Source organism: Salinicola endophyticus (genome assembly GCF_003206575.1).
In the GTDB taxonomy this organism is placed as follows: Bacteria; Pseudomonadota; Gammaproteobacteria; order Pseudomonadales; family Halomonadaceae; genus Salinicola; species Salinicola endophyticus.
Genome location: NZ_PZJO01000002.1, coordinates 504,695 through 527,823, shown reverse-complemented (window position 1 = coordinate 527,823; position 23,129 = coordinate 504,695). Strand labels below are relative to the sequence as shown.

Genomic DNA, 23,129 nt, shown 5'->3' with positions numbered 1-23,129 from the left:
GTCTTATACTTGCTCTTTTTTTAGCTCTATAGATTGAATGAATTTCCCGGGTTGTTTTTTCTTGCCTGGCTAGGTCTGATATAGTCGAGCCATATTTTTAATTCTTTAACCGAGTTGAAGTCAATCATCCTCATTGATTTGCTAGTAGGGTCTCGAGTTAGAAGCTCAACACTGTTAGTGCCTCCGCCTTCTAACTTAAGTAGCCATTCAATATATAATTCAAAAGCCTTATAGGTGGCACCTATATTTCCATCAAGGAAGTCTTTTATCAACATGTCAGCCTTTCTTCGTTCATTATAGTTTGGTGCTTTTTGTCTAAGGGCTTTTGTTTGAGGAAAAATAAATGTATTGCAAACTTCATGGTAGTATTTGTTAAACTCGACCGACCGATCATGTTGACGAGTAGACCAGCCAATAAAGTGGCAACTAATGCTTTGCTGTAATCTGCGCTCATGCCTGTCAAGATTTTTACATAGATTTAGTCTTCCTGTCTTTTTTTTCTCCGATTTTATATCTTTTTCCTCGTACTTGAACTCCGCTAAAACAAATCTTGTATGATTTGTGAATATATAATCTCCACCTAAGAGTTTGTCTTGTCCGTCAGATGAGCACCTGGTAAGGTTTTCTCCATGTTGATCTGCAATGTTTTTAAAATGGTCAAAAAAACCATCAATTATTGATTGCTCATGATTTTTTCGCAACATGGAACTCCATGGTTTAGACTATATGGTTAACTTTCCAAGCTGCGGCGCGAAGTGTCCGACAGCCTTGACTTGTTAGGCTGGTTAGAGATCTTTATGCCTGTAAGAGCAAGAGTTCTCTGTAACAAACTCTTCGTTCTTTATCGCTTCATTGAGCACTCTGAGCAATGAAAACTGCAACTGATGTCTTAGTATGTTGTTGCAAGGGCATTGGTCATGGTGGTCAACTCGCTCCCAGATATTGTTTCTTTCTTTATAAATCCAAGCAACTGTTGTACCCACGCCTTCAACAATATTGCTTGGATGAGAGACGATCAACCCTGATACCGAAACATACCCTTCCCAATTAACAGAAACATGTATTCCCTTTTCGTAAATATATTCCTCTTGCGATTCCACTATTTTCACCAAACCATCTATCTCAACCACGAAATCTCCATGCCTTTCCAGAGCTTCACTAACAAGGCTTATATCAAAAGGCTGATCGGTATTGGCGTAATATGCTAATTGTGGGAGTTTGTAAAAAACCAAGTTCTTAAATGGGTTCTCCGGGTTGTGCCTGTTATCAGAAAGCCAGAAGTTATTGTACAGCGTTATATGTGGAGGGAGACGCTTTATAAAGTTATCTTCGTAATCCGGAATCTCCAAGCCTCTCCGGTATGTGGGCATTAGACTATCTATACGCATTCTCTCCCACGGTAAACTTAGAAGCGTTCTTAAAATAAAGTCTTCTTTGCTTGGTGGGAAAACATCTGAGACATCGTTTATTTGATGTATGTCACAGTATTCTTTTAGCACGCTACTCGGGACTTCGATATGTGAAGTGATAACTTGAGGGGGCAGCCGGTCGTTCAAATTACCCACTAAACAGGCTTGTTGAGCGTGAAATCTTAGCCTACCTTCATCGCCTTGAAGTGAAGTGAGGTCGTGAATCTTTACACCAAGGGTTTCTAATGCCAAGCAATCTATAATATAAATATGTCCTGTTCCTTCAGGCTGGCTGTGCTTTGCGTCTTTGTGAACCAGCCACAAAGGATTCTCTTGTATATCTTCACTCATGTGAATAGACTTAGATTCCTCATAAGCATTTGATGCAAACCAACATGCAATCGAGGAAGATTTAGTTAAATCCACATAAAATGATCGCCAACCGTAGTGTTGCAGTATTGCCTGAGGCAACTCTAAACCCATGTCGAAGTAGTCCATGCCAGAGAACCCACGAATCATGGCTTTAGCATAATGGGTCCACTTGAACATAACATCAGGAATACAGCCATGCCTGCTGAAAGATGTAGGAATACTCGCGCGTCCGTCAGAATCTATATAATGCTTTACTTGTCCACGGAACAAATATCCACTCTTATATTTTGAGAAATGAAGCTTTAGTTCGTCGATGCTTTTTATAAAAGTAGGCATAGCATTCTACCTCGAAGATCTAACGTCCGAATTTACTAGCGCATTACACGAATGAATTAGTGCGACGCTTTCGCGGAGATATTTGATTCATTTGCTATAGCCTCTTACTTTGCGCGGACAAAGCATCCTCTAACACATAAAAAAGGTTAAATAGGCGCTCCTCTAATTCACTAGATATATCATCACCCACTTCGATCGCATGAAGTTTAGAGCACATATATTTAGCATAGTTTTCTTTTTTGCTGTCCTTTATAGAGAATGGCTCAACCGCATCACTTGCATCTACGCTCCAATCATCGAACCAGCCTTCATGTTCTGAATAACATTCTTTAATCCATTCATCTGGGAAAACCCCTTCCATTTCATACCCCGTTCTAACAGAAACGAAATCTCTATTAGAGACAAACTCTCCTCTTCCAGAGAAAAAACCTTGTAATTCCCTACGTGCCTTTACACCTGCCGGGTCGCCATCTAGCAATGTAACAGCCGCAACTTCCTTACGTACGTGCTCGTATACGGCCTTGATGAATCCAGATAAACCGGTAGTACCCTCTTTATCTATAACAAGAGAATCTAGGAGTAAAGGAAGAGGATGCCCGGAGAGCTCTTGTATTTTTCTTCCGCACTGCTTGATAATGTATACGTCCCACTTCCCCTCAACAAAAATGTTGCTATCTGCTAAACCATAATAATCACTAAAGCGAATGCCTAGCGATCTCTTGAGAGTATTACAAGCATCCTCAAACTTCATGTATCGATCAACTCTGGTGCTTCCGGAAGAGATGCTAAAGCCATGAATTCCCTCAGCTGTCTTAGGCATAAACTGCATCGAATGCGTACTTACAATTGAAATGCTTTTTTTCGATAGGTCTCGAACCATATCCTTGCTGCTATTGGCTAGCTCAGGGTGCATATAACTTTCCGGTTCTTCTATCAGCCAGACAGGATGCTGACCAGATTCCTTGATTCGTTCATCGATCCAATGGAGGCTGGCATAGAATATAGCAGCTTGTAGTCCACGTCCTTTGCTTAAGTATGATGTTTTTACTTCATCTGTAACGGCAAGGCTAAATTGACCAATAATATTCTCCAAGCTGCCGCCTGGAACCTCAATCTGAACCTTAGCCTTATTGATATTCGATGCTCGAAGAGTCTCGTTTATAGATTTATTTATAGAGTCCAATTCTTCATTGAGCTCTTTCATTGCACTGCTGAGGATGGCCGCAGCTTTTGAACTAAGCCTTGGTGCTAGCAAGGTTTTATAGAGATCGCTTATACTTTTTTCGCTAGGTATATAGACAACTTGAAATTTTGAGACAAATTCATTCACCAGCCCCCTTAGAATCCTACTATAATCTGCCTTTTTATCTTGAGGTCGTTTAACGTTGGTGAAAAAGTTATATACTGGCGTGCTAGTGTCTGTAAAATACAGGTAGAGCGAAATTTCATTTGTTTCTCTTGTTGTACCTTGAAGTTCGTGGAGTCGATCTATTGACTCCCAGAACCATTTTTCCGATTCGGCAATCTCGAAATTTCCTATAATTGAAGTCTTCTTTGACTGGCGGTCAAAGGGTATATCTTCATCTCGATCATAACCATATAAATTATCATACCCACCAAACAAAATAGATATTGCTCGCAATGCGTTAGTTTTGCCGGCATTGTTTGGCCCGATAAAGGTGGATTCATCACCAATGAGAAGGATCTGCTCATCTCTGATGCTTCTATAATTGGATATTCTGACTTCTTTTAAATTAATGGCTTTCATTGGTTCGCTGTTTTAAAATATGGGGTGGTGATTGATGAGGCTAAGCTCAAAAGCTTAATTGTCCATGCTATTAAAATCTGTGGGTGTGTCTAATTAGACATATTTCCAATAATACACCTAAGCTACTTGATATTACTAATGGAGCTTAGGGTTCCCACCATGTCTGTTTCGAGTCGAAAGCGACCCACCCTATCGACATGTCAACCCGTGACCATGGGGTAGATCAGCTCATCCTATGTTCGCGGTTGTATTCTACGAATGTAAATTAATGTTCTCTCAAGTACCACCCATTTAGACTATCGCAGTAGCTCGAGGCCGCTTCTGGTGTTCAGCGAGGACAGGGCAGTGCCGGGGCTCTTGTAGCTCATCATCCACTCCAGCTATCCTCAGCTCGTAAGCCGCTGGTGACTGACGGTCATCAGTGACGCCCTTTGCCCTTGGGCAATCCCGAAGCCGTAACGCATTCCGAAAGACGGCGCTCCTCGCGAGCTGGATGCAACTCACCCTCCCAGGGAGATCTCCCTGGCGGGGAATCTCCCTTTAAATTCAGGAGATTCCCATGAAGCACTCGATAAGCCTCTACGACGCGCTCCGCGCGATCGATGTTCCAGCCGATAAGGCCAGGAATGTGATTGACGCCCTGGAGGATGACATGCGGGATATCGCCAGCAAGCAAGACCTGAGGGATTTCGAGCAGCGCATCACGCAAACGCTCACGATTCGTCTCGGTGGCATGTTGGTCGCCGCTGTCGGTTTCCTCTCAGCGATCAAGTTCTTCAACTGATCGCGATCTAGCCCTCGTCGCTGCGGCGTTCTCTGGACCTTATCCATCAGGGGAACACCTCCCCGATGGGGCCGGTGTATCTCCTGAGTCCTCACTTCAGGAGCCACACCATGAAACTCCATCAGTTCCTCAACCTCTCCGCGCTGCTGGTCATCATGCTGCCCGATGTCCTCCCTTATCCACTGAGGTGGAAGTGGCCGACGAGGAAGAGTTCGACGCGCTGCATCAGCTCCAGGCGCTTACCAACCCTCGGCCGCTGGCTGAAGCAGGCGACCTAGCACTCATCGAGCGGGCAGACATTCCATTCGGCATACCGGGCTGCACATACGCGGTCGCGGCCTTCACCCACCTCAATACCAGCGGCTCGCAATTCAGCTGCGGGAGCTTTGGAGTGCTGTACCTGGCTGATTGCCTGGATACGGCCATCGCCGAAGTTCGCCACCACCAAGAGGCTTATTGGCACAACGTCCCTGATCTGGGCTTTGACCGTTTCGTGTTCCGTGAGCTGATCTGCGAGTTCTCTGAAGCCAATCTTCTGGACCTCTGTCAGTTACCGCTGGACGATCCCATTTTTGCCCCGGACGACTATACCGCCAGTCGTGCGCTGGGCGCCGCGGCCAGCGACCAGAAAATGCCTGGCATGAGGTATCCATCCGTTAGGCAGCAGGGTGCGGTGTGCTGGGGACTTATGAGCCCGCGACCTGTTCACTCGATCGTGCAATCCTCCCACCTTGAGATGATCTGGAACCAGGGGGTTACCGCGGTCAATGTTGTGAGCCAGCCATGAGCGAGTATCCCTCGGTGGGAAAGGGGTAAAGGGCCAGGCCAAAAGGGGTGAAGGGAAGGGGGAGTAAGGGGAAGGGGGTTATCCGGTTGTTTGGACAGGGAAACCCCAAAGGGCCGGACGAGGGAAAGGGCAAAAGGGTAGCCCCTCCGGGACTAGCCGCTGAGTGCGTTCTAGTTTGGACTCGCCGGTGTAGATCTGCTCCCCGGTAAATTCAGCTTTCAGCCAAAAGTAGCCACTTTGAAGTGGCTACAAAACTAGGGAAGATTCACCTCATCTTATGCGCTGCTTCCAATGCCCTTCCTCTGCGGTAACCCCATGCTCGGTCGGCACGAGTTTCCAAATTTTCGCGTCTATGCCATCATTTTGGAGCTTGCGCAGGAAATAACGCGCTTGCAAAGCATCGTGGGTAGCGATGACGATTTGGAATCCATGATCGACGATATAGTCGCGCAGCACGTCAAAAACAGCAGACGCGTGCACTAGGTCATGGTGCTGGGTCGGGTCGTCGAGCAGAAGCGCTTTCCAAGGTGACCATTGATGACTCAGGGCCATTGAAAGTAGGAAGGTCAACTGAAGATCCGTCAGCTGGGCCTCACTCGCAACGTCTGGTACCGGCGCCGACTTACTGCCCAGAGGCACCGAGACCTCGGCCCGGTCCTTGTTATAGGCATTGAAAAACTTGAGGCTTGCTTCGTGGAACCTTGACTCTCGAACGACTCGCTTTAGGAGCGCCTGCCAGCGCGGAACAACCTTGCTGACATGCTTTTGGACGTTTCCTATCTCCCGCTTGAGGAAGCTATCCAGCGAACCCATGGCATCTGACAGCTTGGTTAAATAGGATAGCTTTCGCCGAGAGACAACGATTCTGTCATTGATATAGGCAAAAAAACTCTCTTCCGAACGATCAAGTCTCTGTGCATCGATAAGCCGTTGTGCCAGTTGCGACTCATTCAGTTTGGCCCAAGCGGATATCTCTATGCCGATAATTTCTAACGCCCCAAGGTGGTTCTCAAGATCAGACAAAGTTACGGCCAACGCACTAGCCTTGGCCTGGGCAGTCTCAGCGAGCGGATCTCCTGTCAGTGCAAGCCCTTGCCAGTCAGCTCGAAGCGAGGCGAGCTGAGACTGAGCTTGCCTGATCTCTCCTTCTGTGCTTCGAATAGTGCTGTTGAATTCCAACAGCTGAGTTTGTTGAGCGTCCAACTCTGACTGAACAGCATCCACTTTTCCATTGAGATTTCTAATTCGCTGGTCAAGTTGATTTCTTTGTATCGTCAGCTCTTCGAGAGTCCGAGCATGTGGAGCGCTGGACGTTAGATCAGATAACGTTTTGACTGCTTGATCAAGTCGGGTCAAGGCTTCGCTATGCTGCACCCGAGTCTGATCGAGCGTATTTACCGCCCCTTCGTAAGCATACTGGTACTGCACTAGGACCTCGGGGGCTATTAGAGGCTGCAGCGAAGAGCGCCGATCTATAAGGTTCCGCCGGATCGCTGTGATTCCCTCCAACTGCACCCTGAGAGACTCTTTAGCCAATAGCACGGAATCACTAGCCAGAATCGGATCGATCCGTAACTCTAAAATCTGTCGCTCTAAGTTCTGACGATTGCCATCCAATTCACCGCGCTTTGCCTGGCAATGCTGTACCGCTTCGAGGGCAGAAGCCACTTCGGCCTCACTTGCAATCAACGCCTCTGAAGCAGCTCTCAATTGCTGCTCGGCGGATGTGAGATTAGGATTTATCGCCTGCAACGCCTTGGCAACACGTTCTTGCAGCGTTGCTACGCCATGAGGCTGCAAACAAAGCGGACAACTATCTTGGTCTGGCGGTAGATGCTCTGCAATAGAGGCCACCGCCTGGCGAATCGCGTCAGTGGAAGAACTCAACGCTTGATAGTGAATTTTGGCAGCGGATTCAGAGGTCTTACAAGCCTCCTGTGCCGCGCGCTTTTCAGCTAAAATCGCGCCCGAATGCTCCAGAACCTCTTCAAGAAGATCTGATTCTCTGCGGTTTTCCCTTAACCGTTCTTCGGTAGCCTCCCATTCGACGACCAATCGCTGGCCTTCGTGCATCCGTTTCTCGGACTGATCAAGCGATTGAAGCTGACTGTCGACCTCAGCATGTTGGTTGCGAACCTGCTGATGGCGCTCATACTGCTCTCGCAGATGCCGGCAACGATCTTCTGCTAGACCAACGGCGTTAGCTGCCTCAGCCAACGCTTCATTGCGATGATCTATCTGTTGTCGGGCGCTGGCTTCATTAACCAAACGCTCCAGCTCTTGCCCCACACTGATACGTTCTTGCCGCGCGAGAAGGATGTTAGCCTGATGCTCCTGTAGTAGAGCGGCGCTTTCAGACTGGACTTTCGAGTGTGCATCGCGAGTTTTTTTCGTTGAAACGAGCTGGGCATTCAGCTTCTCAAGCCAAGAACTAACGGAACTGAAGTTCTCGACCAAATCGTCTGCCTTAGCTAGATTTGTGATCAGCACTCTCACACGCTCGATTTTGGCATGCAAAATTTCGACGAGAGCGGAATGGGCGAGAGTCAATGTGTTCTGACTCACTGGCTCTGAGAGTAAAGCGATTGGTATCTGATCGAGGCACTGCGTCTGTGTCGCGGCTTGAGAGATCGCCCTGACAAGTTGATCCCGCGGACGCAGAGCGCCGACTGCCCCAGTGGCAGCGGCATCACGCTCTTGAATCAGGCGGTTCCATTCATTCAGTTCTTTCTCAAAATCAATTAACACCTCTTCCTCACGAGCTTTCTGATCATTCAATGACCGTCGAACCGCAGCAAGCGTCGTGCGGGCACGGGAACCGTCACGGCCAATCGGAAGTCGGGCGAGTTGTGAGCCAGCTTCCTTTTCTTCGGCCTTAACGATCCACTCATTCTCTCGTTGATCAAGTAGATGCGTCAGCCGAAGCAAGAATGGGACGTCTTTCTCAGGAATGCCGGGGAAAAGCGCGGTCAGATCTCCATGCCGACTAACCTCCCCAGCTGCTGTCACCTGGGATGTCGCGGTAATGCCGGTAAAATTCAAACTGACTTTGGCAAATTCCTGATCATCACGAATCACATGCAGAATGTCGTCGCTCAGGCGGGCGATCTCCCCAGTAAGGCCAAATTCGATGGCTTCAAAGACTGTGGTTTTTCCCGTCCCATTAGGCGCGAGCAAAATCGTTGCTCCTGGACTCAGCTCAATGGTGACATCTGGCCCGAACTTGCGCATGTTCGACAGGCTGATCGAATCTAACTTGCTCATCGCTGGTCCTCGCGGCTGCGCAGCGAATCGCTCAGGGCTCGGACGACATCCGCGCCGCTTGTATTAGAGAGAAGTTCCGTTTTCCACGCACTGATATAAGGGACAGTCCATGGGAGATCATCGGAAAGCGACTTCAACGCCGATACCAAAGGATCGCTAAGAGTTTCAACGTTCCCCGGTGGATCGAGTGCAGCCAGGAAAGTGCGGTCAAGAAAATCCATCACATCTTCAGACTGCCGCGCCACGATCTTTCGACAGAATCGGTCGTCTGTCTCGATGCGCATTGCTGCGTCATTTGTGACGTCGCTGATCAGAAGAAACATGTACAAATCGGAGGTTTCCGGTTCCGGCAAGACGTCACGTACGTCCGCGGCCCATTGGTGGGCCTCTTGTACTGCGCTCGATTGAAGCTCGATCAATAAAACGGTTCGCCAGCCTGCCTTGTCTATACAGGAGCGTTTAAGCCGCAAGATCTCTGAGGTTTGTTCAACCCCAGGTAAATCCATCGCATTGGCGACGTGTACTTCATATCGTCCTTCAGCACGCTGACTTATCGCCGCAGCCAATTGTTGGAGCGTCATCATGATCAGTATCCTTTTCCACAAGCTTCTATTGCCGCTTCGCGAGCCAGACGCCAAGCGTTCCAGTGCTTTTGAAAATGTGCTTGCAGTGTGACCAGCGACCCTGCTCGTAGCTGCCTATAAACCTGGAATCGGGTAACAAGTAGGCGGGGTTGTCGTTCGGCTGCCATGCTATGGCCTACTTCAAAATCCTCTGCCATACCTGCCCCAAGCAGATCTGTCGCAGATGCATCAACGCCTGACAAGATAACTACACAGGGCGGGGATTGGCCTAACACCTGCCGCAGACTGTCTTCACTCAATAGCCGGGGCCCGGCATGGTCGGACGCTTCGCCAGACCAATAGCGTACAGCGATGCTAAGCACATCGCCAATCGTCGGGATCGAACGCCAATGAGCGCCGGCGATATCGAGGCCCACGCACGTCAATAACAGCATGACGATCGCGGTCTCCATCAGCTCCACAGTGCGGGGTCCAATGCGCAAGGCGTGCTTGGTATTTATGCCTTCGGTTTGGGGGTACATCATCTGCTCAAAAAAAAGAAGGCGGGCATCCGGATCTGAATCTAAATCGCCTCGCCAGATCTGCCACTTTTCTGCCATGGCAGCTGACAGATCGTAGTCGGCAATCTCGTTCAGCTTTTTTTCGATGCAATACTGGAGCTGTTGCCATACCAGGGCATCCATCGCGCTGTGAAGCGCATCTGACTCGTCTTTGGTACCGACGGGCGATAACAGCTCGCGCCCCATTGCACAGGAAAGTGCCTCGGTATTATCAAACCATGGGAGGTCGTCAATATCGTTTTCCTTGACCCCGAGCGTACTACCTAATTCATTGTTTGCACCTTGGCGCCACGCAAGCATACCAAGAAGCAAGGAATTACTGCCCGTTTTCAGATGCAATGCAAGTCGAAGGATGGCTGAGATCAGGGAGGTGGTTTGGGCAACGGGGCGGACGTAGTCAGCATGGAGTAGAAGATTCCTGTTAGGAACGGTGTCCGCCCAGTAATGAGTAACAATTTGTGATGCAGGATGGCAAGGAGCCACGGTCGGCGTACTACCCAAATCGTGAGTACCAGTGACTATCCAGCCTTGGCATGGTATAGGACTAACCAAGTATTGCGTCCAAGTTTTAACATCTGTTCGGAGCAGCTTTTGAAGATGCTTTACGGCAGTATGGCAACTCACAGCATTGGTGTCGGTCGTACTGTCCGAAATATAATCTAGCAACACACTTAAAGTAATTGCTGGATCCTTGAAATGCCTGCCGAGCGAATCAATCGCTCTCGTTTCCAGTGTGCTTTCATCGCCGATGCAGTGGATCTCAAGCACTTGCATCTTTTCCACAACATGATCCCAGTCTTTGAACCCACACCATGTCGTTAGCCATGTGTAGACATTCTGAGTGGGCTTATGCCTGCGCTGGGAGAGCGCATCGGTATCAACACCATCCTTGCAACAAAGATTCCAGACATCGCGCAGCTGGTTGATTGTGATAATTTCTTTGGCCTTACCTTTGATCGCAACCTCAGGTCCGGGCAGAGTCAGCGAAAAGGTGCGCTTTGAGGGTTTTACCCCTGGCACAGAGGGCTGCCAAACTGCCAGACTCTTTAACACCTTTTCCAACTCGGAGTCGAACTTATCCTCAGAAGGAGGCTTGCGCTTTTCCTCAGAGGAAGTTTCTGTCGCAGCTCCAATGTCTTTCAAGGTGTTTCGGGGCTTGTAAGATGCTAGATACTCGGCTTTATCTATATGCTTGTCACTGAAGCAGCTAGTTTGCCGTTTGATCTGCAGGTGTTCCCAGTGCTCGTCGTTATGGTGAATGACCACATCGTCCCAATCGGCGATACCGCCTTGCTCTGCGCCAATGCGTAACGGGGCAATGCGCCCGTCCAGAAACTTATCAAGCATGTCAGACAAACGTTGAGCAATAACCAGCTTCTCGTAGCGACTTTTCGACTCAAGCTGGAACCTTTTAAGCATCTCGCTTCCCTTCAATTTAAACTAGTTGCGTAAGGCATCTCCGGCAACTCACCACCTGCTCGATGCTCACACCCACGTCGGATATAGGAACAGGCTTTTGTCTGTGATGGACTGTCCGCTTAGGCCGAAAGCGGTCCATCCTATCGGCATATGAACCAGTGAGCATGGGGCGGATCAGCTAGTCCTATGCTCGCGGCTGTATTCTTCGAATGTAAATTAATGTTCTCTCAAGTTCCACCCATTTAGACTATCGCAGCAGTTCAAGGCTGCGCTTGGTGTTCAGAGAAGAAGAAGGAGTGCCGGTCATATTGGTTACTCTTGCAGCACATCATCCAACCCAGCTATCCTCAGCTCGTAAGCCGCTGGTTACTGACGGTCATCAGTGGCGCTCTTCGCCCTTGGGCAATCCTGAAGCTGTAACTCATCCGGAGGAACGGCGCTCTTTCTAACCATCGAAATACTTCACTTAGAAGAGGCACAATGCCGGCTTGAAGAAGCATAACGCCCGGTTAGAGAGAGTCCGGACGTAATACACGAAACTTTGAAGCGTATTTATGCTCCAATTTTTCTGCATCTAGTTTATACCCTAACTCTGAAGCAAGCTGTTCTGCCATAAGCCACAAGCGATTAGCAATGGGGGTTCGTAATGCATAGTCACCTAAGCTTGTTTTCGCTATGCTCTTAGCTGGATCATCCAACCCTCCTGGAGAAGGGATACCATAACCCAGCTCGGTTTTAGTTTCGCTATCCAAATCTATGGAAGCAAACACTGGAGGATGATAGCGACCACCATCTAATGGCATGCAAATCGCAGCATCATAGATCTTGCCATCAATCTCTATCCACGAATGGTCGAAATATTTCTCACCCGTTTTCACTTCACCGATACAAAGTGAATTATTAATACCAAGCTCATTCAATATAACATGTAGAACGGCAGATGTGTTATGGCAAGCGCCTTTATTCTTGGTTTTAACTATAAGCTGAAGCATCCTTGAATATACTTGAGAAACGATTTCGTCATTTTTGTTATGAATATTACGATTGATAGTTGCTAACCAATTTTCCATGTCATCACTCTCTTTAATGCTAAGCTCATCTCGCCACAAGGCGTAGCGCGTATTCGTGTGTGGTTAGTCGCAGCGAAACACAAGAAGTGTTTACCTTTATGGGTCAGGTGCCGCGCCCTGTTAAGTGTTAATTGTCCGCAAGATTATCTAAATATTGTCTTGGTTTAATCTCTTGAGCAAGTCTCTTCACGAAGAGTAAACCTTTAACTGTAATTGATGGCTGCTCCCACTCTTTATCTGATATATATGCGCTGTATTCAAGGCTGTATAATGCTTTCTCATAATGGCTCTCACCATTAATAGTGTAATAGCTCTCTATAATGACGGGAATGCTTGAGATGTATAATGCCACATGATGTTTTTCCTTTGGTATTTTTGCCTCAAGCATTTCTTTAAGGTTGTAAAATGGAGTCGTTAGATAGAACCTATATTTAGGAGGTTCAATTGGCCAGTCGGTGTCTGATATTTCTGTCGGGTAGTGTATCTTAGCCCTTAGAAGAGAAACCTTTTTATTCGAAGGTGTTATTGCAACTGCGTTGTTTTCTTCATTTATAGTTGCTTCCCAAATCGTTTTTGACTGAGAAATATATTGTTCATGTTGTATTTTCAACGCTTCCCGAGAAACTGAACAACTCTCCATAGATGAGCCTAATGCACAGATTGAAACAGCTAAAGCCGCCCAAGTTACATACTTATTTTCCACTACATGTCCTTGTCGCACTTAATGGATATTAGGCTGCCAGCTCGTATATTGACTTGAACGCGCTCGCACGTTCATTTGTGTCATGTCGCATGCCATGTTCTATCTATCCCTCTGGAATTAAAAGAAGTTAGGTATGGTTAGGCTGCATGGCATCAATCATCGTGGCGGCGTGTACAACACGGCTGAACCAGCATGCCGCTTTCGCCGAGATGTCCGCTCAGGGTCGAAAGCGGCCCATCCCATCGGGATATCAACCCGTGAGCATGGGGCGGGCTAGCGCATCCTATTCTCACGACTGTATTCTGCGAATGTAAATTAATGTTCTCTCAAGTTCCACCCATTTAGACTATCGCAGTAGCTTGAGGCCGCGTTTGGCGTTCAGCGAGGACAGGGCAGTGCCGGTCTGACAGGCGGCTCTTGCAGCTCATCATCCACTCCAGCTATCCTCAGCTCGTAAGCCGCTGGTCACTGACGGTTATCAGTGACGCCCTTTGCCTTCGGGCAATCCCGAAGCCGTAACGCATCCCGAGAGACGGCGCTCCTCGTGAGCCGGATGCAACTCACCCTCCCAGGGAGATCTCCCTGGCGGGGAATCTCCCTTTGAAATCAGGAGATTCCCTATGCAAATCGGTATTGCTCTGTACAACGCCTTGCGGTCTGTGAACATATCGGACGAGAAGGCGTTAGATGTCGTCAACGCCTTGGAGAGCGAGATGAATCAGAGCCTTGCGACTAAGCATGATCTAGTTGCCACCAAGCAGGATCTGAAGCAGGAGATCAGTCAGTTGGAGACGCGGCTCACTGTTCGCCTTGGCGGCATGATCGCAGCTTCGGTTGGCGTTCTCAGCATCGTCATGACGTTGCTGAAGGTGTTCTCCTAGCCTCCTACTCCCATCGCTTGTTACTACCCATCAGGGGAACACCTCCCCGATGGGGCTGGTGTATCTCCTGAATCCTCACTTCAGGAGCCACACCATGAAACTCCATCAGTTCCTCAACCTTTCCGCGCTGCTGGTCATCATGCTGCCCGATGTCATCCCCGAGCCACTGCGGTGGACGTGGCTGACGTTCGTGTCGCTGTGGTGGCTCAACGCACTCGGTATCGTCAAGATCGGTCTGCTCGGTCGTACCTTGCCGAACAGCTTCTGGAGCCCAGTCAGTGCTTTCTGGCTGCTCCGGGTCGCCGCTGCCGCGCCCGCGGATCTTCTCGGTCGCTCGACCGTCGAACCTCGGCCTAAGCGCTCCACTCGGACGCAAAGCCATACGTCTGCCGGCTCCAACTCGGAGCGTCGTGATGATGGGACTATCGTCGCCCTGGGCAGCGCCCCTTACGAGTTCAAGTCGGGTAACCGCCTGAGCTTCTACATCACCCTGCGCGACGATCGAGGCCAGGAACGTACCGTGTGGGGCGTCGATCTGCGCCGCGTGGCGCGTGAAACCAACTTGGAAGTCGGACAGCGGGTGATCCTGGAGTTTATCGGGAAAACCCCTGTCGACGTCTCCGAGCCGGTCCGCAACGTCCATGGCGTCGTGGTAGGGCACCGCAAGGTCCGCACTCACCGCAACACCTGGCGGGCGACGGTCGTCGGCTGATCCACTCAAGCAGCATCCATCCCATGGGGAAGTTTCCTTCCCCATGGGGCGAGGACTTCCCCATTTTTTGAGGAGAAGTTCTCATGCAATCCAATGCCACTATCCGCATCGACCTCACTGCCAAAGCGCAACGCCTAGGACTTTGCCCTGAACGTCACGACGTGATGGTGCAGATGGAGCAGCCACTCATCAACGAGGTGGCCGCGCTCTTCGACTCAGCGGCATCGCTTCATCCTGCGCTGGATCAGCTGCACTGGATAGAGCGCCTGGACGCCTTCCTGACCGAGGCTCGCCAGAAGCTCGCTGACGCCCCCTCAGGGGCGCGCGCGTTCGACTTCGAGGTATGCGCGCCTCACCGCTCGGGGGCACTGCTGTTGCCCCTAGGCGTCGAGGTGCACGCCGAGATCGAACGTCTCTACGACAAGCACGTGCTGGTGTTCTCGCTTCGAGGGCGAGACCGCCTCGCCGCCTGATCTCTAACCCAATGAGCCCGGTTCGCCGGGCTTTTCCCTCCACCCCGACCGGGATCCTCTCCCGGCGGGCGAGAATCCCGGTCGTCAGCTTGAGGTGCTGACGATGTCTGATATCTACCAAGCGATCACCAACCAGATTCTGGACAGTCTCGAAGCGGGATACCTGCCAGGCATTGGCAATCCTTGGGACCCGTCCAGCCGGACGCCACTCATTCCCTGCAACGCTGTCTCCGGGCGGCAATACCAGGGCATCAACGTGCCGCTGCTATGGGGCATGGCCGACAAGCGTAAGTATTCGCAGGACCGGTGGCTCACCTTTCGCCAAGCCAAGGAGGCGGGCGGTTCGGTGCGCAAGGGAGAGCGGAGCACGCTGGCCTGTTTCTACAAACCCATGAAGCGCCAGATCCTTGATGACGCCGGCGATCCGGTGCTGGACGAGGAGGGCAATCCCAAGGAGAAGAGCTTCGCGATTCTTCGAGGGTTCAACCTCTTCAACGTCGACCAGTGCGACGGGCTTCCCGATGCGATCACCAATCCACCGCCGGCTGGTGGCGAGGCTTTCGACGGCTTCGAGACGTTGGACGATTTCATCTCGGGCTGTGGCATCAAGGTTACGCACTCGCTGGATCGAGACGAGGCGGGTTACCTCCCAAGGCAAGATCGGGTGCTGCTACCCGTGAAGTCGCGATTCCACAGCTCGGAGAGCTACTACAGCGTGGCTCTGCACGAACTCACCCACGCCACCGGCCATGAGTCACGGCTGGCGCGTCCTGGTATCACCGAGTTCGATGACTTCGGTTCGCCGCAATACGCCTTCGAGGAGCTGGTCGCGCAGATGGGCTCAGCCTTTTTGTGCGGGCACTTCGGGATTCGTAACGAGGCCTTTGATGCCGCCTACATCGCCAGTTGGATCGAGGTGTTGCAGTCGGACAAGAAGGCTATCTTTCGCGCCTCCGGCGCGGCGCGCCTGGCAGCGGAATTCCTGAAGCAGGTTCATCAGGAAAACCGCCCGCAGGCATCGACCGATCAACCGATCAAGGCGAGCGCCGAAGCCAAGCCGACGCGTCGGCCCCAGGCGGATGATCAAGACATCGAGCTGTTCGGGCACCAGTGGCCACTGGGCGACAGCGTAAAGCTGGACTCCACCGTCGATCGGGGCAGCTTGCGTGCCCAGATCTATCGGCTGAAGCAGCTCGGCTATGAACTCGATACCGCGACACAGACCTGGATCTATTCAGCTGTGGCAGCGGCCTAACTCAGATTCAGTTAACCCCCTAGGGACGAAGCCGCCCCGATGGGGGCGACTCGTCCCTCCACCCCTGGAGAGCATCATGGACATGAATCAAGAACCCAACCCGGCTGTGTTTGCAGACCTTTCGGAACAGCAGCTTTGCAACATCGAAGATGTGCTGTCCAACGACGAGGTGTCGTCCGACGAAGAGCTGGTCGATTACTTCATCGAGGAGGGTATTCCTGCAGATGCCGCGAAAGAGGCTGTCGCTTATCGGGATCGCTATCTGCTCAACATCTACAAGGCAGGGCACACGCCGATCCGTGAGGATCGCGAGACGCTGCGGTACGACCCCTACCAGGGGGAATTCGTGCCCGACTGAACCAATCCAAAAATCTTGCTATCTGACCTCGCTCCATAAGGAGCGAGGCCTTTTCAGGGGCATGCCTTAAGCTCGCTTCCATCACAAAGCGCATTCGTATTGTCATAGAGTTTCATGAGAACGGCATTAGCCGCACCTGAAGTCGCTATTCTCTAGGGCCCACGCTTGCCATTTCGATTCAGGAATATTCCTGAATTAGTCTTCTAAGTGTCGCGGCGCCAAAATCATGTTGATCCTCTTTGGGGTCCAGTTAAGGTTGAGCTATAAGGGCTCGCTGTCTCGCATAGGCCAGAGTGACCTGGATGCTAGCGTGTGCCACCCAGGTCGCAACCAGCGCGCCGTAGGCCATCTTGGCCGCCAGTAACACGGCAAAGTCGATGTTGGCCCCGGCAATGGCCCACAAGAGGACAGTGCCGCAAGGACTACCCGCCAGGGTCGTCAGCAGGGCAATCAGCAGGCTGCGCGCGAATGGATGACGCGGCAGTCGCCAGGTCCTGCCGGCCACCGCGTCCAGTTGCCCTCGCGCTAACTTGCGGCGTGTCGTCAACGCAGGCAACAGCGCGCTCATCAACGACAGCATGAAGGTCTGCGGCAGAAAGTCGACGGCGGCGCCCCTGGGCCCCCACAGCGGTGCCGGGTGGCTATCGCCGAACAGGGCGAACACGAAGGCGGCGCTGATCAGGGCACTGATTACGGCGGCGATCGCTGCCTCCTTTCTGATGGCGCGCTTCAGTTCGTGAGTCATGGCGTTCTCGCTGGGTTGTTGTGTGGTTGTCATTCCCGTGTCTCTCGGTTCTATTGATGAACCATCACCTGCTGGCGAATGACACCGAACAGCGGCGTGTCATCGGCTTGGCGCGCCTCCATGTGGACCCGGTCACCAGCCTGCAGGAAAGGCGTGCGTGCTTCACCCAAGTCGAAGATTTCCGCCGCGCGACGCTCGGCAATGCAGGCGGAGCCCACCTGGCGAAAATCGGGATTCGACACGGTGCCCGAACCGATCACCGTGCCCGCCGGCAGATCGCGGGAGTAGGCCGCGTGGGCGACCAGTTCGTGAAAGCCCACCGCCATGGCAGCGCCGTTGGGGTGTCCAAACGGCGCGTCGTTGACGGAGATTCTTAGGTCCAGTGCGACACGCCCCTCCCGCCAGCTGGCGCCCAGCTCATCGGGTGTCACGGCAACCGGTGCCATCGAGCAGCGCGGCTTGCACTGGAGCATGCCGAATCCGCTTTTCATCTCGATCGGTCCCAGGTAGCGCAGGCTCCAATCGTTGACCTGGACAATCAGGCGTATCGCCTCCATGCCGGTCTCAGCATCAGCGGACATCCCGACTGCCCCGGTGATTACCGCGAACTCACCCTCGAAATCGATGTTGTCCTGCACCGAGGGGAACGCACTGGGCTCAACTGATGACTGGAAACGGTCGGAAATGCCCTGATACATCAGCGGTCGTCCCAGCGCATGGCGTGCCTCCAGCTTGAAGACCTGCTCCATCAGTTCGCCATGGCTGTCGAAGGCCGAGCCGTCCAGCCACTGCCAGGCCCGAGGCAGCGGCGCCATGGCCTCGGCAGGATCGAAGGGCCGGGCATCGTCCAGGCAGCCTTCATTGAGTCGGTGGTACTGCGCCTCAAGGTGCGGTGCCACTGCCTCCCAGCGCTCCAGGGCCTCCTGTAGCGTCGAGGCTGCTTCCGACGGCACCGTTATGGCGTTGCGGCGGCAGACCAGATGCAGGCGGCCATCAGGATGGCCATTGGCAAGCGTCGCGAATCGCATCATTCACTCCTTGGTTGGGTGGGCACCAACGCGACCGGCCGGCACCAGCCGGCCGAGGCACGGGCGATCTTCACCGGCAGACACATGACCTCGAAGCCGGTGGCGGGCAGCCGATGGAGGTTGCCCAACTTCTCCATATGGCAAAACACGGTTTCCGCTCCCGCCTTGTGGCCCTCCCAGAACAGCGAGGCATCGCCAGTTTCGCGCACGCGCGCCACCTGACTGGCCAGGGGCGGATCCCAGCTCCATGCATCCGTGCCGGCAATTTTCACTCCACGTTGGGTCAGATAGAGCGTGGCTTCGCGGCCGAAACCGCACCCCGACGCCACGTAGTCGTCCTGGCCATAGCGTTCGCCGGCCCGGGTGTTGACGAGCACGATGTCTCCGGGGCTCAGTTCGTGGCCGATACGTTCGAGCTCGGCAGCGACCTCGGCGGCACTCAACCGGTGCCCGTCCGGGAACGCCCGGAAGTCGAGCTTGACGCCGGGGCCGATACACCACTCCAGCGGTACCTCGTCGATGGTCATCGCCGGTTTGCCGCCGTCCATGGTGGGGTGATAGTGCCAGGGAGCGTCCATGTGGGTGCCAGCGTGGGTGCTCATCATGCAGCGTTCGACGGCTGCGCCCTTGCCCTCCAGTTGCTGATCAACGCCGATGCCGAAGATCTCCTCGAAGTCACGGGCGCCCTGGTCATGATCGATATAGTCTATCTGCGGCCCCAGGCCGGGCGGGTCCGAGGCGATGCCGGCGGTGAGACTTACCGCCAGGTCTATCAATATCTTGCCTTGGGTCAGCATGATGGTCTCCATAGTGAGGCTGACGTTGTCGAAATACTGAGCGCTTTGGCGGTCCGCGCCGCGAGGGAAGGACCGGGCGCCTCAGAATGAGAGCGTGACCCCGGTGACGAAGACGTCGTCGATCTTGTCGCTGTCCACGCCCTGATAGCGCTTGTAGTCGAAAAAGACGCCCTGGCCATACATGGACGCGGTGAGGCCTGCTCCGATCACGGCGTAGGTGGATTCGTCGTTGAGCTCGTTCAGCGTATTCGCGTATTCCTGTTCGATACCGATCGTGGCGCTGGGCAGCCATTGCAAGCCAAATGTCTGACGCGGCGCCCGTTGCAGCGTGAAGTGCGCCCAGGCCAGGCCGAAGTCCTCGTTGGCGCCGTTGACTCCGGTGACTTCCGGAAGGTCGATGTCGCCGAGGCGGGGGGTGGTTCGACCCAGGTCACTGTGGTGGTAGAGCACCCCGAAACGGGGATGGGCCAGCGTGCCGTCCGGCAGCCAGCTGGTCTCGTCTCCGAGCCAGGAGCCGACCAGATCTGCCTGTAGATAGTAGCGATCGTCATCCTGCTTCTGGCGGAGATTGGCGGCCCCATAGGGGGTGGGAACGTCGTAGACGCGATTCTCGGTTTCCCCCCACAGGTACAGTCCGCGTGTGGCAATGCCCCAGTGGTCGTTGAACTTCTGCAGGTAGTCGAGACGCAGGCCTCGGCTATCCCGGATCACCTTGGTTCCGCTAAGCTGGTCTTCGCTCTCGAAATTATTGGTAATCAGCCCGACACCCCACATGATATTTTCGTTGGGTAAATGCAGAAATTCGATGGTGCCGTGATAAAGTTCGTCCTCCAGGTCCAGCGCATGGGGTTCGGAACTGCCGTACGTATACTCCCCATTGATGCGCAGAAAGCTGGCCCCGGAAGAAGCAGGCAGCTCGATCATCACATTGAGAGGAGTAATCAGGACATCATGATCCTCACGGAAATCATCGAGTGTTGGATTACCGTCCTTGGCGCCATAGGCAAAGCGTGCCGCCCCCATCCGCGACTGCGCCTGGCCAAACTTTTCGTTTGAGAAGAAGGGGTGCAGCAGCCCGGCGTCGCCGAGATTGATCAGTGAGCGCGCCCCCTGGGAAAGTCGAGGTAACTGAGGCTGCTCGGCCCCGTGAGTGTGCGAGGGCTGTGTCAGGGCTAGGGCTGGCTGAGCTATGAGAAGGGAGATCGCAGTGACCCCCGTGAGGTTGATCTTCTTGGACATCGTGAGCTCTCTATAGTTATTGTATCGAAATGATATTCGAGATGCTTTTTTTTAAGGGCTTTGAAAGGCGTGTGGCGAATGGCTGTTCAATACCTTAAGGCTCACGATGTGCTTTGAAAAAACACTTTTGCCGATGCCAGTTATTGATGCAGTGAATGTGTTTTAAATAGACAGTAAAGCCCTTCCGGGTTTGTTCGGAAGGGGGGTGTTAGGCAGTTAGGCAGTTAGGCAGTTAGGCCGCCTAGTGTTTCGGCAAACCAATCGGCGATGTAGTGTTTTCCGAAGCTCATGTTATCCGCGCCGACATGTTCAATGCCGCCTTCCCTTTCCGTAAATACCTTTAACTCGCGGCGCGGGCAGTTAATTAATTGTTCATACGATTGGTGGGCGTAGTCGAGGCTAATCTGGCGATCCTTGGCGCCGTGGGTTATCAGGAAGGGAACTTGGATACGGCCCATGACACCATCCAGTGTCATGCCTGCTGCGCGACGGAAGAAATCGTCGCGATCGCTGGCGCCGAACACCCACTGGACGTGATTCCAGTAATGGGGAACAGGGTTCTCCCCCTCGCGCTGCAGCCGTTTTTGCTGTACTTCCGCCCAGTTGTGGTTGGCACCCCACACCGCCCCCGATGCAAATCGGGGCTCCATGGCGCAGATACGAGGGGCATAGTAGCCGCCCAGGGAAATGCCGGTGATGCCGATGCGGTTGGCATCGACCCGGGGTTGGGCCGCGAGCCATTCGTAGACCGGTGTTCCCCACAGTTCGGCTTGCCAGGTAGCGCGCAGATCTTGTAGGCGCAGACTCTCTCCGGTGCCCGGTTGATCCACGCATAGGCAGCTGATGCCCCGACGCGCGAGCTCTTCCGGCAAGCGGGACCACCACAGCAGTTCCTTGCAGCTATCCAGCCCGTTGAGAAAGACCACGGCCGGGGCGGGCCCCTCGACCCCCTGGGCTTGGCTGAAGAGAACGGCGATTCGCTTGTCGCCATAAGGAATCTCGTATCTCGCCACGTTCAACGTGCCCAGCCGTGCACCATCGTCGAAGCTCTTGCGCCCCTTTTGGAAAGTTGCCAGCCGGTTCTCGGATCCCTGGGCCTGCATGCGTTCGGCGATCAGGTAATACAGGGAGGCGCGGTGCAGCTTGTCGCTGGCCGAGAAGCCGCGCCCTGAGGCGCTGTCCTCGTATGCCAGCGACACCAGCTGGTCGGCCTTGCGCACCCAGGCCTGCAGGAAAGCCTGGGTGCCGATGTCCTCCCCTTCTCGGGAAGCCTCGAGAAGCGGCTGACACATATCCATGATCTCGCCGAGCTTGGCGCCGCTCTCCATGGCGATGGCGACGGAGAGATTCCAGACATAGTTGGGGAAATAGTTGAACAGTGCCATACGAAACGGCTCCTTGCTGAAGAGTGAAGGGATTCAAAGCAGCTCGGCCATGAGCGACACGCATTGTCGGTTGATCTCGGCCGGATCCACGTCGCGGCGTTTGCCCATCTGCATGTCGCCGATCGCCAGCGAGTTGAGGTTGACGAAGCGGCATCGCTCGATGCGCCGTTCGCGATAGCGGCACAGTGAAGGCTCCAGGGCATCGCCGCTTGCCAATTCGTCGGCCAGCACCAGAGCGTCCTCGATCGCCATACCGGCGCCCTGAGCGAGATGGGGAGTCGAGGCGTGGACGGCATCGCCCAGCAGCACCACCCGGCCCCTGTGCCATTCGTCTTCCAGAAAGACCACCTCGAGGGGCTTGGCGACGATGCCGGCACTATCGGTCACGTTGTCCATCAGCTTCTGGATCTGCGGTGCCGCATGGATGGCGCGCTTATGCATCAGTGCATGGGCCTGCTCGTGCTCCAGCCGGAAGTCGTCAGGCTCCTCGCTGAGCATGAACAAGTACATCAACTCCTTGGAGAGCGGCGTGAGGCCGCCATTGACGCGGCCGTAGAAGAGCTGAATGCCGGTTACGTCCGCGGGACGCGGCATGTTGTAGCGCCACACCCATTGGCCGGTATAGCGCGGCTTCGGCGCCTGCGGGAACAGCGTCTGGCGAGTCTGAGAGAAGATGCCGTCGGCCCCCACCATCAGATGGAAGGAATCGCGGCTCCCATCGCTTAGGGTGACCTCGACTGCGTCCCCACTGTCTTCCCACTGTTCGACGACGATCCCCAGGTGGATGTCGGTTCCCAGTTCGTGGGCCTTGCCGGCCAGGATGCTCTGTAGTGAGGTGCGCCGGATGCCCACGTTCGACGGCAGGTGTTCCCCTGCCAGCCGGGGGGCCGTAAAGGCAAACAGCGGATCTCCCTGCGGTCCGAAGCCCTGCGTGGTGTCGAAACCATAGGACTGCGCCAAGTAGTCCTCGAGGACGCCTATCTCCTGCATGGCGCGCAGAACGTTGAACTGTTGAATGATACCCACACCGCTGGCGGGCCAGTGGGGGGTCTTCTCTACCAGCGTTACCGCAAAGCCCTGGCGGCGCAGCGCGATGGAAGCCGTCAAGCCGCCGATACCACCACCGACTACGAGAATCTTTTCTTGTGTCATATCAATTACCTCCCAAGGCGACCCTAGTGAGCTAGCGGTTGCGATAAA

Annotated in this window: 21 protein-coding genes; 7 read left to right on the top strand and 14 right to left on the bottom strand. The window is 53.4% G+C overall.

The window, feature by feature from the left end:
- Positions 1–26: 26 nt before the first annotated feature.
- From DOM66_RS19500 to DOM66_RS04955, 3 genes are all read right to left on the bottom strand, one after another.
- Positions 27–704 carry a hypothetical protein gene (locus DOM66_RS19500; RefSeq protein WP_157958992.1) on the bottom strand — a complete coding sequence of 226 codons (678 nt, stop codon included), beginning with the start codon at positions 702–704 and terminating at the stop codon, positions 27–29.
- 81 nt (positions 705–785) lie between these two features.
- Positions 786–2,117 (bottom strand): hypothetical protein, encoded by a 1,332-nt coding sequence (locus DOM66_RS19495; RefSeq protein WP_157958991.1) that lies wholly within the window; start codon positions 2,115–2,117, stop codon positions 786–788.
- A gap of 94 nt (positions 2,118–2,211) precedes the next feature.
- Complete coding sequence (locus tag DOM66_RS04955) at positions 2,212–3,885, bottom strand: ATP-dependent nuclease (RefSeq protein ID WP_110689423.1); 1,674 nt, start codon at positions 3,883–3,885, stop codon at positions 2,212–2,214.
- 559 nt (positions 3,886–4,444) lie between these two features.
- On the opposite strand from DOM66_RS04955, the gene DOM66_RS04950 reads away from it, so the two are divergent.
- The gene (locus tag DOM66_RS04950; RefSeq protein ID WP_110689422.1) at positions 4,445–4,669 is read left to right on the top strand and encodes a hypothetical protein; all 225 of its coding nucleotides are present in this window, start codon (positions 4,445–4,447) and stop codon (positions 4,667–4,669) included.
- Positions 4,670–4,862: 193 nt separating this feature from the next.
- Positions 4,863–5,456, top strand: a complete 594-nt coding sequence (locus tag DOM66_RS04945; RefSeq protein WP_245392357.1) for an RES family NAD+ phosphorylase — start codon at positions 4,863–4,865, stop codon at positions 5,454–5,456.
- A 270-nt stretch (positions 5,457–5,726) separates the two neighbouring features.
- On the opposite strand, the gene DOM66_RS19490 is transcribed toward DOM66_RS04945, so the two are convergent.
- The 5 genes from DOM66_RS19490 to DOM66_RS19480 form a co-directional block, all read right to left on the bottom strand.
- Positions 5,727–8,720, bottom strand: coding sequence for an AAA family ATPase (locus DOM66_RS19490; RefSeq protein ID WP_157958990.1), 2,994 nt, complete (start codon positions 8,718–8,720; stop codon positions 5,727–5,729).
- Complete coding sequence (locus DOM66_RS04935) at positions 8,717–9,304, bottom strand: ABC-three component system middle component 1 (RefSeq protein WP_110689419.1); 588 nt, start codon at positions 9,302–9,304, stop codon at positions 8,717–8,719. Before DOM66_RS04935 ends, DOM66_RS19490 begins: the two co-directional genes overlap by 4 nt.
- A 2-nt stretch (positions 9,305–9,306) precedes the next feature.
- Positions 9,307–11,283, bottom strand: a complete 1,977-nt coding sequence (locus tag DOM66_RS19485) for an ABC-three component system protein (protein ID WP_157958989.1) — start codon at positions 11,281–11,283, stop codon at positions 9,307–9,309.
- A gap of 509 nt (positions 11,284–11,792) precedes the next feature.
- Positions 11,793–12,353: a lasso peptide biosynthesis protein gene (locus DOM66_RS04925; RefSeq protein ID WP_110689417.1), complete on the bottom strand. Its 561-nt coding sequence runs from the start codon at positions 12,351–12,353 to the stop codon at positions 11,793–11,795.
- Between the two features lie 127 nt (positions 12,354–12,480).
- Entirely contained in the window at positions 12,481–13,056 is a 576-nt protein-coding gene (locus DOM66_RS19480; protein WP_157958988.1) for a hypothetical protein, read from the bottom strand.
- 620 nt (positions 13,057–13,676) lie between these two features.
- Here DOM66_RS19480 and DOM66_RS04920 point away from each other — a divergent pair.
- The 5 genes from DOM66_RS04920 to DOM66_RS04900 all read left to right on the top strand — a co-directional run bounded on the left by DOM66_RS04920 (position 13,677) and on the right by DOM66_RS04900 (position 16,735).
- Positions 13,677–13,937 (top strand): hypothetical protein, encoded by a 261-nt coding sequence (locus DOM66_RS04920; protein WP_110689416.1) that lies wholly within the window; start codon positions 13,677–13,679, stop codon positions 13,935–13,937.
- A gap of 94 nt (positions 13,938–14,031) precedes the next feature.
- Positions 14,032–14,649 carry a hypothetical protein gene (locus DOM66_RS04915; protein ID WP_110689415.1) on the top strand — a complete coding sequence of 206 codons (618 nt, stop codon included), beginning with the start codon at positions 14,032–14,034 and terminating at the stop codon, positions 14,647–14,649.
- Positions 14,650–14,732: 83 nt separating this feature from the next.
- Positions 14,733–15,122 (top strand): hypothetical protein, encoded by a 390-nt coding sequence (locus DOM66_RS04910; RefSeq protein ID WP_110689414.1) that lies wholly within the window; start codon positions 14,733–14,735, stop codon positions 15,120–15,122.
- Positions 15,123–15,225: 103 nt separating this feature from the next.
- Positions 15,226–16,377 carry a DUF3275 family protein gene (locus DOM66_RS04905; protein ID WP_110689413.1) on the top strand — a complete coding sequence of 384 codons (1,152 nt, stop codon included), beginning with the start codon at positions 15,226–15,228 and terminating at the stop codon, positions 16,375–16,377.
- 76 nt (positions 16,378–16,453) lie between these two features.
- Positions 16,454–16,735 (top strand): hypothetical protein, encoded by a 282-nt coding sequence (locus DOM66_RS04900; RefSeq protein WP_245392356.1) that lies wholly within the window; start codon positions 16,454–16,456, stop codon positions 16,733–16,735.
- A 250-nt stretch (positions 16,736–16,985) separates the two neighbouring features.
- On the opposite strand, the gene DOM66_RS04895 is transcribed toward DOM66_RS04900, so the two are convergent.
- From DOM66_RS04895 to DOM66_RS04870, 6 genes are all read right to left on the bottom strand, one after another.
- Entirely contained in the window at positions 16,986–17,480 is a 495-nt protein-coding gene (locus tag DOM66_RS04895; protein WP_110674230.1) for a hypothetical protein, read from the bottom strand.
- A gap of 50 nt (positions 17,481–17,530) precedes the next feature.
- Positions 17,531–18,508 (bottom strand): fumarylacetoacetate hydrolase family protein, encoded by a 978-nt coding sequence (locus tag DOM66_RS04890; RefSeq protein WP_110674229.1) that lies wholly within the window; start codon positions 18,506–18,508, stop codon positions 17,531–17,533.
- Positions 18,508–19,305, bottom strand: coding sequence for a cyclase family protein (locus DOM66_RS04885; protein WP_110674228.1), 798 nt, complete (start codon positions 19,303–19,305; stop codon positions 18,508–18,510). The genes DOM66_RS04890 and DOM66_RS04885 overlap by 1 nt, the downstream gene beginning before the upstream one ends.
- An 81-nt stretch (positions 19,306–19,386) precedes the next feature.
- Positions 19,387–20,544, bottom strand: a complete 1,158-nt coding sequence (locus DOM66_RS04880) for a hypothetical protein (RefSeq protein WP_157958987.1) — start codon at positions 20,542–20,544, stop codon at positions 19,387–19,389.
- Positions 20,545–20,768: 224 nt separating this feature from the next.
- Positions 20,769–21,929 carry an alpha/beta hydrolase family protein gene (locus DOM66_RS04875; RefSeq protein ID WP_110674226.1) on the bottom strand — a complete coding sequence of 387 codons (1,161 nt, stop codon included), beginning with the start codon at positions 21,927–21,929 and terminating at the stop codon, positions 20,769–20,771.
- Positions 21,930–21,962: 33 nt separating this feature from the next.
- Entirely contained in the window at positions 21,963–23,081 is a 1,119-nt protein-coding gene (locus tag DOM66_RS04870) for an FAD-dependent monooxygenase (RefSeq protein WP_110674225.1), read from the bottom strand.
- Between the last annotated feature and the right edge of the window lie 48 nt (positions 23,082–23,129).

Excerpts from the sequence above, each read along its gene's own strand:
- DOM66_RS04885 (WP_110674228.1), bottom strand. The coding sequence starts at position 19,305 with ATGCTGACCCAAGGCAAGATATTGATAGACCTGGCGGTAAGTCTCACC.
- DOM66_RS04925 (WP_110689417.1), bottom strand. The coding sequence starts at position 12,353 with ATGGAAAATTGGTTAGCAACTATCAATCGTAATATTCATAACAAAAAT.
- DOM66_RS19495 (WP_157958991.1), bottom strand. The coding sequence starts at position 2,117 with ATGCCTACTTTTATAAAAAGCATCGACGAACTAAAGCTTCATTTCTCA.
- DOM66_RS04875 (WP_110674226.1), bottom strand. The coding sequence starts at position 21,929 with ATGGCACTGTTCAACTATTTCCCCAACTATGTCTGGAATCTCTCCGTC.
- DOM66_RS04880 (WP_157958987.1), bottom strand. The coding sequence starts at position 20,544 with ATGTCCAAGAAGATCAACCTCACGGGGGTCACTGCGATCTCCCTTCTC.
- DOM66_RS04900 (WP_245392356.1), top strand. The coding sequence starts at position 16,454 with ATGGACATGAATCAAGAACCCAACCCGGCTGTGTTTGCAGACCTTTCG.
- DOM66_RS04890 (WP_110674229.1), bottom strand. The coding sequence starts at position 18,508 with ATGCGATTCGCGACGCTTGCCAATGGCCATCCTGATGGCCGCCTGCAT.
- DOM66_RS04920 (WP_110689416.1), top strand. The coding sequence starts at position 13,677 with ATGCAAATCGGTATTGCTCTGTACAACGCCTTGCGGTCTGTGAACATA.
- DOM66_RS04895 (WP_110674230.1), bottom strand. The coding sequence starts at position 17,480 with ATGACTCACGAACTGAAGCGCGCCATCAGAAAGGAGGCAGCGATCGCC.
- DOM66_RS04915 (WP_110689415.1), top strand. The coding sequence starts at position 14,032 with ATGAAACTCCATCAGTTCCTCAACCTTTCCGCGCTGCTGGTCATCATG.
- DOM66_RS04955 (WP_110689423.1), bottom strand. The coding sequence starts at position 3,885 with ATGAAAGCCATTAATTTAAAAGAAGTCAGAATATCCAATTATAGAAGC.
- DOM66_RS19485 (WP_157958989.1), bottom strand. The coding sequence starts at position 11,283 with ATGCTTAAAAGGTTCCAGCTTGAGTCGAAAAGTCGCTACGAGAAGCTG.
- DOM66_RS19500 (WP_157958992.1), bottom strand. The coding sequence starts at position 704 with ATGTTGCGAAAAAATCATGAGCAATCAATAATTGATGGTTTTTTTGAC.
- DOM66_RS04910 (WP_110689414.1), top strand. The coding sequence starts at position 14,733 with ATGCAATCCAATGCCACTATCCGCATCGACCTCACTGCCAAAGCGCAA.
- DOM66_RS04905 (WP_110689413.1), top strand. The coding sequence starts at position 15,226 with ATGTCTGATATCTACCAAGCGATCACCAACCAGATTCTGGACAGTCTC.
- DOM66_RS04870 (WP_110674225.1), bottom strand. The coding sequence starts at position 23,081 with ATGACACAAGAAAAGATTCTCGTAGTCGGTGGTGGTATCGGCGGCTTG.
- DOM66_RS04935 (WP_110689419.1), bottom strand. The coding sequence starts at position 9,304 with ATGATGACGCTCCAACAATTGGCTGCGGCGATAAGTCAGCGTGCTGAA.
- DOM66_RS19490 (WP_157958990.1), bottom strand. The coding sequence starts at position 8,720 with ATGAGCAAGTTAGATTCGATCAGCCTGTCGAACATGCGCAAGTTCGGG.
- DOM66_RS04950 (WP_110689422.1), top strand. The coding sequence starts at position 4,445 with ATGAAGCACTCGATAAGCCTCTACGACGCGCTCCGCGCGATCGATGTT.